The 10,426-nt window shown below is 75.7% G+C and carries 10 protein-coding genes; 5 read left to right on the top strand and 5 right to left on the bottom strand.

What is annotated here, in order from left to right; all coding sequences use genetic code 11:
* Nucleotides 1-90: 90 nt before the first annotated feature.
* Nucleotides 91-1,413, bottom strand: coding sequence for a ribonuclease D (locus IEY96_RS05430; RefSeq protein ID WP_189193698.1), 1,323 nt, complete (start codon nt 1,411-1,413; stop codon nt 91-93).
* Nucleotides 1,414-1,640: 227 nt separating this feature from the next.
* On the opposite strand from IEY96_RS05430, the gene IEY96_RS05425 reads away from it, so the two are divergent.
* Both IEY96_RS05425 and IEY96_RS05420 read left to right on the top strand, forming a co-directional pair.
* Nucleotides 1,641-3,179 carry a trypsin-like peptidase domain-containing protein gene (locus tag IEY96_RS05425; protein WP_189193697.1) on the top strand — a complete coding sequence of 513 codons (1,539 nt, stop codon included), beginning with the start codon at nt 1,641-1,643 and terminating at the stop codon, nt 3,177-3,179.
* A 126-nt stretch (nt 3,180-3,305) separates the two neighbouring features.
* Nucleotides 3,306-4,163 carry a hypothetical protein gene (locus IEY96_RS05420; protein WP_189193696.1) on the top strand — a complete coding sequence of 286 codons (858 nt, stop codon included), beginning with the start codon at nt 3,306-3,308 and terminating at the stop codon, nt 4,161-4,163.
* Nucleotides 4,164-4,341: 178 nt separating this feature from the next.
* Here the strand turns inward: IEY96_RS05420 and IEY96_RS05415 are convergent, their stop codons facing one another.
* The gene (locus IEY96_RS05415; RefSeq protein WP_189193695.1) at nt 4,342-4,914 is read right to left on the bottom strand and encodes a DUF3000 domain-containing protein; all 573 of its coding nucleotides are present in this window, start codon (nt 4,912-4,914) and stop codon (nt 4,342-4,344) included.
* A 196-nt stretch (nt 4,915-5,110) separates the two neighbouring features.
* On the opposite strand from IEY96_RS05415, the gene hemE reads away from it, so the two are divergent.
* The 3 genes from hemE to hemQ are packed head-to-tail and all read left to right on the top strand — an operon-like array spanning nt 5,111 to nt 8,323.
* A complete protein-coding gene (gene hemE, locus IEY96_RS05410; RefSeq protein ID WP_189193694.1) occupies nt 5,111-6,202 on the top strand; it encodes a uroporphyrinogen decarboxylase in 1,092 nt (363 codons plus the stop codon).
* Nucleotides 6,203-6,215: 13 nt separating this feature from the next.
* Entirely contained in the window at nt 6,216-7,625 is a 1,410-nt protein-coding gene (gene hemG, locus IEY96_RS05405) for a protoporphyrinogen oxidase (protein WP_189193693.1), read from the top strand.
* On the top strand, nt 7,622-8,323 hold the full coding sequence (hemQ, locus tag IEY96_RS05400; RefSeq protein WP_189193692.1) for a hydrogen peroxide-dependent heme synthase: 702 nt from the start codon (nt 7,622-7,624) through the stop codon (nt 8,321-8,323). The genes hemG and hemQ overlap by 4 nt, the downstream gene beginning before the upstream one ends.
* Nucleotides 8,324-8,371: 48 nt before the next feature.
* Here hemQ and IEY96_RS05395 read toward each other — a convergent pair whose 3' ends face one another.
* From IEY96_RS05395 to IEY96_RS05385, 3 genes are all read right to left on the bottom strand, one after another.
* Nucleotides 8,372-9,451 (bottom strand): lytic polysaccharide monooxygenase auxiliary activity family 9 protein, encoded by a 1,080-nt coding sequence (locus IEY96_RS05395; protein ID WP_189193691.1) that lies wholly within the window; start codon nt 9,449-9,451, stop codon nt 8,372-8,374.
* 128 nt (nt 9,452-9,579) lie between these two features.
* Nucleotides 9,580-10,029, bottom strand: coding sequence for a GNAT family N-acetyltransferase (locus IEY96_RS05390; protein ID WP_189193690.1), 450 nt, complete (start codon nt 10,027-10,029; stop codon nt 9,580-9,582).
* Nucleotides 10,030-10,060: 31 nt separating this feature from the next.
* The gene (locus IEY96_RS05385; RefSeq protein WP_189193689.1) at nt 10,061-10,321 is read right to left on the bottom strand and encodes a metallothionein; all 261 of its coding nucleotides are present in this window, start codon (nt 10,319-10,321) and stop codon (nt 10,061-10,063) included.
* Nucleotides 10,322-10,426 lie beyond the last annotated feature (105 nt).

Below are 10,426 nucleotides of genomic sequence, written 5' to 3'. Positions count from 1 at the left end.
CACCCGACCGGCTCCCGTTGATCAAGAAGTTTGCGTCGGGAACCGGCGTCCTGCTGACGCAAACTTCTTGATCAACCGGCAGAAGGGGGGTCAGGACGTGGGGAGGTGGAGGGCCTTTGTCAGGGCTGGGAGGAGGAGGGTTAGTTGCCATTCCCTCGCGCCGAAGGTGCGGAGGGTTTCCGCGACCGTGTCGTCGGTGATCTCCTCGGGGGGCTGCCAGGCCAGGCGGCGGATGTAGTCCGGGGCGATCAGGTTCTCGGCGGGGAGGTTGTGGGCGGCGGCGGTGCCGACGACCACCTCCCGGCAGCGGGCCAGCCGGCCGGCGGCCACCGGGTCCCGCTCCGCCCACCGGTGCGGCGGGGGCGGCCCCTCCACCACCGGGGCCACCGGCAGGGAGTCGTCCGGCAGTTGGCGCGCCTCGTCCAGGGCCGCCAACCAGGTACGCGCCAGCCGGCGCACCGAACGGCCGCCGAAACCGGGAAGGGTCAGCAGGGTCTTCTCGTCCTTCGGGTCCAGCTCGGCGGCGGCCACGATGGCCGAGTCCGGCAGCACCCGGCCCGGGGCGGCGTCCCGCCGCGCGGCGATCTGGTCCCGCGCGTACCACAGGGAGCGGACCCGGGCCTGCGCCCGCGCGCCGCGTACCCGGTGGATGCCCGAGGTGCGGCGCCACGGCTCGGCGCGCACCCGGGGCGGGCGGGCGCCGTTGCGCACCAGCGCGGCGAACTCCTCCGCCGCCCACGCCGACTTGCCCTGCTTGTCCAGCTCCTCGTCGAGGGCGTCGCGCAGGTCCACCAGCAGCTCCACGTCCAGCGCCGCGTACGTCAGCCAGGACTCCGGCAGCGGCCGGCTCGACCAGTCGGCCGCGGAGTGGTGCTTCTCCAGGCTGTAGCCGAGCAACTGCTCGGTCAGCGCGGCCAGGCCCACCCGCTCGAAGCCGGCCAGCCGGGCGGCCAGCTCGGTGTCGAACAGCCGGCGCGGGCGCAGCCCCAGCTCGGCGAGGCAGGCGAGATCCTGGCTGGCCGCGTGCAGCACCCACTCGGCCTCGGCGATCGCCTCGTCGAGCGCGGAGAGGTCGGGCAGCGGCAGCGGGTCGATCAGTGCCGTGCCGGAGCCCGCCCGGCGGAGCTGCACGAGGTAGGCGCGCTGGCTGTAGCGGTAGCCCGAGGCACGCTCGGCGTCCAGGGCCACCGGGCCGGTGCCGGCCGCGAAGCGCGCCACGACCTCGTCGAGCGCGCTCGGAGCGGCCACCGGCGCGGGTGTGCCCTCGCGCGGGGCGGTCAGCGGGACAGGGCCGCCGGCGGTGGGTTCGGTCCCCGCGTCCGCCGGCTCCGGCGCGGCCGACGACGGATGCGGCGAGGCCTCGTCCATACGGCTTTCGGCGGCCCGACGGCGCAGGGGTGGTTCGTCGGTCACCTGACAACCCTAGTGCGCCGGGCGATCCGGTGTGCGCAGCCGGTCGGGCGCGTGTCGGCGGGATGTCCGGGAGATGGCGTGACAGGGTCGGGTTGCGCCGGGATGGCAGGGTCGGACATCGGGGAAGACAAACCCCGTTCACGCAGGTACGGTCCATCGAGCCGCGGACGGCCTCGAGGGCTGTCGGCTGGCGTCTGCGGGGCGGTCACGGGGGAGGACAGGGCGATATGACGGGCGCTTACGGGGCCGGTGACGGCGTGCCGGGGCCGGGCGACGAGACGGCCGACCAGGGACGGGCCGGAGCCGACCGGCCGGGGCCCCTGCCGCCGCGCATCGTCCCGCCCACCGGCCACGCCGCGGTCCCCGGCCAGCCGGCCGGCTACCCCGGCGCGCCGACCCCGAACCCCGCCCCCGGCTTCCCGCCGGCCGCACCCGGCGCGGGCCACGGCTCCGCACCCGGCACCGGCTTCGGCTCCGCGCCCGCCGCCCAGGGGGCAGGCGGTGCGCCGGGCGCCGACCAGTCGGGTGCCCGGGCCACCTGGTCGGCGGCGCCGAGCAGCGGCCAGTGGGGCGGCCCGGCCGCGCCCGCTCCCCGCACCCCCGGCGGCTGGCCACCCGCACAGCCCGGCGCCGCGCCGGGGCAGCCGACCGTCCCCGGACAGTTCGCCGGCCCGGCCGGAACGGCCGCCCACCCGGCCTCGAACCCCGCCGCCGCGCCCGCACCCTCGGGCCAGCCGGCGTCCACCTACCCGGCCCAGGCCACCGCCGGTGCGTCCTACCTGGCACCGGCGTCCGGCCCGGCCTACCCGGGCCAGCCGACCTCCGCCCCGTCCTTCCCGGGCCAGCCGGCCTCGGGCCCGGCCTACCCGGGCCAGCCGTCCAGCCCGGCCTACCCGGGTCAGCCCTCGTCCGGCCCGGCCTACCCCGGGCAGCCGGCCGTCGGGTCGGCGCTGGCCGGACCGTCCGGCGGTCAGGCCGAGAGGTCCGGGCGGGGGCGTCGGCTGTCGGTGGTGGCGCTCGTCCTGGCCGGCGTCCTGGCCCTGGTGGCGGGCGTGCAGGCGTACCAGATCCACCGGCTGGACGACCGGCTCGCTGCCACCGACCGGCGGCTGGCCGAGGCGCAGGGCGCGGACGCCGGCCGGCTCGACGGCCTGGAGGAGCGGGCGGGGGTCCTGGAGAAGCAGGCCGGTGCCGCGTTCAACCCAGAGGCCGTGGCGAGCGCGGTGCTGCCCAGCGTGTTCCGGGTCCGGGCCGGCCAGTTCACCGGCACGGCCTTCGCCATCGGCAAGGCTCCCGCCGGTGGCGGCACCACGCTGCTCACCAACTTCCACGTCGTCGAGTCGGTCTTCGCCGCCGGCGAGCGCAAGGTCTTCCTGGAGCGCACCGACCAGCGGTTCGAGGCGACCATCGTCGAGGTCGACAAGGACAAGGACCTCGCCCACCTGCGCACCACCGCGAAGTTCACCGGCCTGGTCGCGGCGCGTACGCCGGTCAAGTCAGGTCAGCAGATCGTGGTGGTCGGCGCGCCGCTCGGCCTCCAGGACAGCGTCACCACCGGTGTGGTGAGCGCGTTCCGCAAGGACGAGGGCGGCTCCGGCCCCGTGATCCAGTTCGACGCCCCGATCAACCCCGGCAACTCTGGCGGGCCGGTGATCAACGGCTCCAAGGAGGTCGTCGGGATCGCCACGGCCAAGGCCCGGGACGCCGAGGGCATCGGCCTGGCCGTGCCGATCAAGACCGCGTGCGACCGGTTCAAGCTCTGCTGACCGGCGCGCCGCCGGTGGCCCGACCCCGGCCCGCACCGTCGAAGGCGTAGGCCCGGCCACGCCGACCGCAGACCCCGGCCCTGACGGGCCACCCCGCGGGGGACCAGCAAACCTGGAGGAAGAGACATGTCCGAGCCACCGACCGGAGCGGGCGGCTACCCGCCCCAGCCGCCGGGGGGCACCGTGTACGGCAGCCCGTACGGGGGCCAGCCCGCGCCCCAGCAGTACGGGTCGGCCCAGCCCGAGCCCCCGCAGTACGGGGCGCCCCAGCCCGATCCCACCCTGCCCCAGCCCACCGCGCCCGTTCCCGGGCAGTACGCGCCGGGCGCCGCCCCGGTCCCGCCGCCGGGCGGCCCGGGCTCCGCGCCCGGCTACCCGCAGCCCATGTCGGCCCCGCCGACCTCCGTCCCGCCGGTCTCCGGCGCCGGCTCCGCGCCGGGCTACCCGCAGCCCATGTCGGCCCCGCCGACCTCCGTCCCGCCGGCCTATCCGATGTCGGCCCCGCCGGTCTCCGCGCCGGGCTACCCGATGTCCGCCCCGCCCGGCCCGGTGCCGCCCTACGGGGCACCCGCGGCGAGCGGCGGCAAGGGGCGGGCCGCCCTCATCCTGGGCATCGTCGCCGGGCTGCTGCTGGTCCTGGGCGGTGTGATGACCGGCCTGTACGTCACCACCAACGGCAAGCTGCACAAGGCCGAGCAGCAGGTCAGCCAGCGGGACGGCACGATCACCGCGAACCGGCAGGAGATCGACAAGCTCAAGGGCGACCTCCAGACGGTCCGCGACAAGCTCGCCGACACCCAGCAGGACCTGACCGGCACCAAGAACGACCGGGACGAGCAGGCCCGGCAGAAGAAGGTCATCGCGAGCTGCCTGGACAAGCTGACCACGGCCATCGCGGCGGCGTCCCGGGGCGACAAGGCGGCCTTCGACGCCGCCAACAAGGGCCTCGACAAGGTCTGCGACGAGGCCGAGAACTACCTCTGACCAGGCTCGGCACGGGCCGCTCCGGGGACACCCCGGGGCGGCCCGTCGCCGTGTCGGCCGGCAACGACCGCCGTGGCGGCGCCAGGGGACGGTCCCACCGGCAACGACCGCCGTGGCGGCGCCAGGAGACGGTCCCGCCGGCGACGACCGCCGTGGCGGCGCGACGGTGCGGAGGGGGTCAGGCGGCGCCGGCGGGGCGGCGGGTGGGGAGCGCGGTCACGCCGGGTGGGGGCAGGCCGGCCGTCGAGGCCAGCAGCGTGCACCAGCCGAGCAGGTGTGGGGCCAGGTCGGTGCTGAGCGGCGTCCAGGAGGCGCGGATCTCGATGTCGCCCGCGGCGGGCGGCCCGGCCAGCTCGCCGAACCGGGTGGAGAGCGTCTGGGTGACGGTGCCGCCGATGGCCCGGTAGCGGGCCTCCTGCGCGTCGAGCGCGTCGGTCAGCCAGGTCCAGCCCACGCCGGGCAGCAGCGGGTCGCTGGCCAGGTCGACCTCCAGCTCCGCGGTCACGTAGGTGACCAGCCGCAGGGTGCCCTGCCACGCCTCGTGCCCGGCCGGGTCGTGCAGCAGGATGAGCCGGCCGGTCGCCACCTCGTCGCCGTCGCGCAGCACACCGGCGGAGAGCGCGAACGCGTACGGGGCCAGGCGCTGCGGGGCGCCGACCTCCTCCAGCACGATCTCCGGGCGGCATGTCACCGATCGCAGCCCCGCGACCGCGCGGGCGAAGGGTTCCGGGAGCGCGATCGGGGGGGCCATGACGGCAGCCTATGCCCGCCGCCCGCCGCGCGGGGTGACGGCGCGCCGGGCGGACGGTTTCCGATCATGCGGGCCGGGAGGGCGTGCGAAGGGGAACCATCTCCACCGCGGGCGTCAACAACGGGCCCTTCCTTTCACGTCACAAAAGGTGACGGTGGCGGCGGGGGTCGCCCGGCCGCGTGGCACGATTGCCGCGATGACCACCGACACCACGGGCACTGCCGCCCGAGACGGAGAACCCCGCCGCGGCGGGCCGGCCGACTCGCCGTTCGTCCGCGCCTGCCGGCGCGAGCCGGGCCCGCACACCCCGGTCTGGTTCATGCGCCAGGCCGGCCGGTCGCTGCCGGAGTACCGCGAGATCCGGGCCAACGTGCCGATGCTGGAGTCGTGCCGGAGCCCCGAATTGGTCACCGAGATCACCCTCCAGCCGGTCCGCCGGCACGGGGTCGACGCGGCGATCCTGTTCAGCGACATCGTGGTGCCGGTGGCCGCCGCCGGGATCGACCTGGACATCGTGCCCGGCACCGGGCCGGTGGTGGCCGAGCCGGTCCGCACCGCCGCCGACGTCGAGCGGATCAACCCGATCGGCCGGGACGACGTGTCCTACGTGGACGAGGCCGTCCGGCTGCTCGTCGCCGAGCTGGGCGACACCCCGCTGATCGGCTTCGCGGGCGCGCCGTTCACCCTGGCCAGCTACCTGGTCGAGGGCGGCCCGTCGCGCACCCACGCCAAGACCAAGGCGCTCATGTACGGCGACCCGGAGCTGTGGCACGCGCTCTGCGCGCGGCTCGCCGAGGTGACGCTCTCGTTCCTGCGGGTGCAGGTCGACGCCGGGGTCTCCGCCGTGCAGCTCTTCGACTCCTGGGCCGGGGCGCTCTCCGAGGCCGACTACCGCCGCTACGTCCTGCCGCACTCGGCCCACGTGCTCGCCGGCCTGGCCGGCGCCGGGGTGCCCCGGATCCACTTCGGGGTGGGCACCGCGGAGCTGCTCGGCGCGATGGGCGAGGCCGGCGCCGACGTGGTCGGCGTGGACTGGCGTACGCCGCTGGACGTCGCGACCCGCCGGATCGGCCCGGACAAGGCCGTGCAGGGCAACCTCGACCCGGCCGTGCTGCTCGCCCCGTGGCCGGTGGTGGAGGCCGCGGTGCGCCGGATCCTCGACGAGGGGCGGGCCGCCCCCGGTCACGTGTTCAACCTCGGTCACGGCGTGCTGCCGGAGACCGACCCCGAGGTGCTGACCCGGGTGGTCGCGCTGGTGCACGAGCTGTCCGCGCGGCCGGCCGCGTAAGGGAGGGACGACCATGGCGCGACCGTGGCGGGTGGCGATCGTCGGTGGCGGGATCACCGGGCTGGCCGCCGCCGTCCGGTTGCGCGACCGGGCCCCCGCCGGCACCGAGATCACCGTGTACGAGCAGTCCGGCCGCCTCGGCGGCAAGCTGCGCACCGGTGAGCTGGCCGGCGGCCCGGTCGAGTTCGGCGCCGAGTCGTTCCTCATGCGCGACCCGGCCGGCGGGGAGTCGGCCGCGGTGACCCTGGCCCGCCGGCTCGGCCTGGCCGGGGCGATCGTGCACCCCACCGTCGGGCAGGCGGCCCTGGTGGTCGACGGCGGGCTGCGCCCGGTCCCGGGCGGCACCCTGGTGGGCGTACCCGGGGATCTGGACAAGGTGGCGGCGGTGGCGCGGCCGGCCGCGGCGGCCGACCGGGACGGCGGCGCGCCGCTGCTCCCGCCGGACGCCGACGTGTCGGTCGGCGCGCTGGTCCGCGACCGGCTCGGCGACGAGGTGGTGGACCGGCTGGTGGACCCGATGCTGGGTGGCGTCTACGCCGGCCGAGCCGACGACCTGTCGCTGGTCACCACCATGCCGGCGCTGGCCCGGGCGGCCCGGGTCGAGCACACCCTGGTCGGTGCGGTCCGCGCCGCGCAGGCCGCCGCGCCCCGCGCCCCGGGCGCCCCGGTCTTCGGCACCCTGGCCGGCGGGCTCAGCACGCTGGTCGAGGCGGCGGCGCGGGAGAGCGGGGCGACGATCCGCCGGGACGCCGCCGTCCGCGAGCTGCACCGCACCCCGACCGGCTGGCGCCTCACCGTCGGTCCCACCCGCGATCCTGAGTTCGTCGAGGCGGACGCGGTGCTGCTCGCCGTGCCGGCCCGCCCGGCCGCCCGGCTGCTCGCCGGCCCGGCCCCGGAGGTCGCGACGGCCGTCGGGGGGCTCGACTACGCCAGCGTCGCGCTGGTCACCATGGCCCTGCCCGAGCCGGAGCTGCCGGAGCTGTCCGGCTTCCTGGTGCCGGCCACCGAGGGGCTGCTGATCAAGGCGTCCACCTTCTTCACCACCAAGTGGGGCCACCTGCGCCGGCCCGACGGGCTCGCCCTGGTCCGCGCCTCGGTCGGCCGGTACGGCGACGAGGCCTCGCTCCAGCTCACCGACGACGACCTGGTGGCCACGGTGCACCGGGAGCTGTCGAAGGTGCTCGGCACGCCGCTGCCCACCCCGGTGGCCCGGCACGTGCAGCGGTGGGGCGGGGCCCTGCCGCAGTACACCCCCGGCCACCTCGGCCGGGTGGCGGCGGCCCGGACGGCGCTGCGCGCCGCCCACCCGACGCTGGCCCTGGCCGGGGCCGGCTACGACGGCGTCGGCATCCCGGTCTGCGTCCGCTCCGGCGAGGCGGCGGCCGAAGAGATCATCACTGCACTGGAGGGATCGGCAGCATGACGGAGCAGACCAACGCGGCCCGGCTGCGGGAGCTCAACGAGACCATCCGCTACACCATGTGGTCGGTCTACCGGGCCACCAGCCCGCTCCCGTCGCTGCGCGAGAACGTCGTCGCCGAGGTCGAGTCCCTCTTCGAGGAGCTGGCCGGCAAGGACGTCACCATCCGCGGCACGTACGACGTGGCCGGCCTGCGCGCCGACGCGGACCTGATGATCTGGTGGCACTCGTCCTCCAGTGACGCGCTCCAGGACGCCTACCTGCGGTTCCGGCGCACCACCCTGGGGCGGGCGCTGACCCCGGTCTGGTCGCAGATGGCGCTGCACCGGCCGGCCGAGTTCAACAAGAGCCACATCCCGGCGTTCCTGGCCGACGAGGAGGCCCGGGCCTACGTCTGCGTCTACCCGTTCGTCCGGTCGTACGAGTGGTACCTGCTGCCCGACGCCGAGCGGCGTGAGCTGCTGGCCGAGCACGGCAAGATGGCCCGCGGCTACCCGGACGTGCGGGCCAACACGGTGGCCTCGTTCGCCCTCGGCGACTACGAGTGGATGCTCGCCTTCGAGGCCGACGAGTTGCACCGGATCGTCGACCTGATGCGTGACCTGCGGGCCTCCCGGGCACGCCGGCACGTGCGCGAGGAGGTCCCCTTCTACACGGGCCGCCGCCGCTCGATCGCCGACTTCGTCACCTGCCTGGTCTGAGCCCGCGCCCGGCCGGGGCCGCCGATCGCGACCCCGGCCGGACGGCGGTCAGGCGACCGTCGTGCAGGAGAGGATCCCGGGCGCCGGGTTGCTCCCGCTCCACGAGCCGACGAAGCCGAACGTGGTGCTCGCCCCCGCGGCCAGGGTGCCGTTGTAGGCCGCGTTGCGCGCGGTGACCAGCGTTCCGCTGGTGCTCACCGTGGCGTTCCACGCCGAGGTGACCTGCTGGCCGTTGGCGTAGTTCCAGCTCACCGACCAGCCGCGGATCGGCGACCCGCCGTTGGTCACCTGCACCTCGGCCTGGAAGCCGCCGCCCCACTGCCCGGTGATCCGGTACGTCGCCGTGCACGCCCCGGCCGGGTTCGGCGTGCTCGGGGGCGGCGTGCTCGGCGGGGTGGTGGTCGGCGGCGGCGTGCTGGGCGGCGTGGTCGAGCCGCCGCCGAAGTCCACGTCGCTGCACAGGTAGTACGACTGGTCCAGGTGGCTGGCCTGCCAGATGGTGTAGACGACGTGCCGGCCGGTCCGGCCCGGCGCGTTCGCCGGCACCTGGATCGACACGCCCTGCGACTCCGGCGTCCACTGGCTGGCCGGGGTGTTGCCGATCTGGCCGACCAGCTCCAGGTCGCTCCAGCGCAGCGGCGTGGTCGACGCGTTGTAGCCCTGCTTGGACACGTAGACCCGGATGTAGTCGGCGCCGTGGCTGGCCTGGTCGTACAGCTTGATCCGGAAGTTGCTGGTCACCGGCGAGGTCTTCCAGGCGCCGACCGTGTCGAGGGCGTTGTAGCGCCCGCTGGCGGTGTGCCCGGCGCTGCACAGCTGGCCGTCCGGGATGGCGGCCTGGTGGTTGCCGGCGACGCCCTCCCGGAACAGGCCGTTCCAGTTCCACATGGCGTTCGGGTCGGCCTGCCAGGCCTGCCAGCACATCGGGTCCTGGGTGGCCATCGCCGGGTTCTGGAAGTCGCTGCCCCAGCGCTGCCAGCAGCCGTAGTTGCGCGACGCCGGGTCGACCACCGACCCGTGCGCCGAGGCCGGGCCGGACAGCGCGGTGGTGAGCAGCGCCGCGACGACCGCGCAGACGCTCAGGATCGCCGCCACGAGTGGGGCGCGGCGGCGGTGCGGAGTGGACATGTGAGCCTCCGGGGTGGGGATGTCGGTGTACGACGCCCGGACGGTGCGGGAGTTGCCCCCTCCCGCGGCTCGTGTGGCGGCTCCGCCTGGCACGCTGCCACAGGAAGGCGGTATCCGTCAATGTCTGCTCAGGCGGCGGTGCGGCCCTCCCGCCGCATGGGGGTGTGCGGGATCCCGTCCTCGACGTAGCCGGGGCCGCTGACCGCGAAGCCGTGGCCGGCGTAGAAGCCGACCAGATGGGTCTGCGCCTCCAGCACGCACGGACGCTCGCCCACCACCGCGAGGGCCTCCGTCATCAGCGCGCCGGCCAGGCCCGCGCCGCGGGCCGCCGGCGCCACCACCACCCGGCCGATCCGCGCCGTGCCGTCGGGGTCGGCCAGGATCCGCAGGTACGCCAGCACGTCGCCGTCCCGGGTCAGCCAGAGGTGCCGGGTGCCGGGTTCGACGTCCCGGCCGTCCAGCTCCGGGTACGGGCAGGACTGCTCCACGACGAACACGTCGATGCGCAGCCGGAGCAGGTCGTGGAAGGTGCGCGCGTCCAGCTCGGCGAAGCTGGCCAGGTGGGACTCGACAGGCATCCCGCGATGGTAGGCCCGTCCCCCGGCGGCCTCAGGCGGGGCGGGCGCCGACCGCGTCGCGCACCTCGGCGCCCTGGGCGCCCTCGACCGCGCGGGCGCAGTGGGCGCAGCAGAAGAACCGGCCGGAGACCTCGACCCCGTGCCCGACGATCTTCGTCTGGCAGTGCTCGCAGATCGGCGCCATCTTGTTGATGGCGCACTCGAAGGAGTCGAAGGTGTGCGTGGCCCCGTTGACCGTGCGCACCTCGAACGCCATCCAGTAGTCGTTGCCGCAGACCTCACAGGTAGCCATAAGAAACCCCCCGAAAACGGACCCGTCATCCCAGGGTCGGCCAACGGACACACCCCGGCAACCGAAACCGGCGAACCTGATCCGGCTCGACGGCGAGTCGCCCCC

The organism is Micromonospora fulviviridis (genome assembly GCF_014648395.1).
Lineage (GTDB): Bacteria > Actinomycetota > Actinomycetes > Mycobacteriales > Micromonosporaceae > Micromonospora > Micromonospora fulviviridis.
Note: the sequence above shows the minus strand (reverse complement) of the source record. Positions and strands in the feature narration are given on the sequence as shown.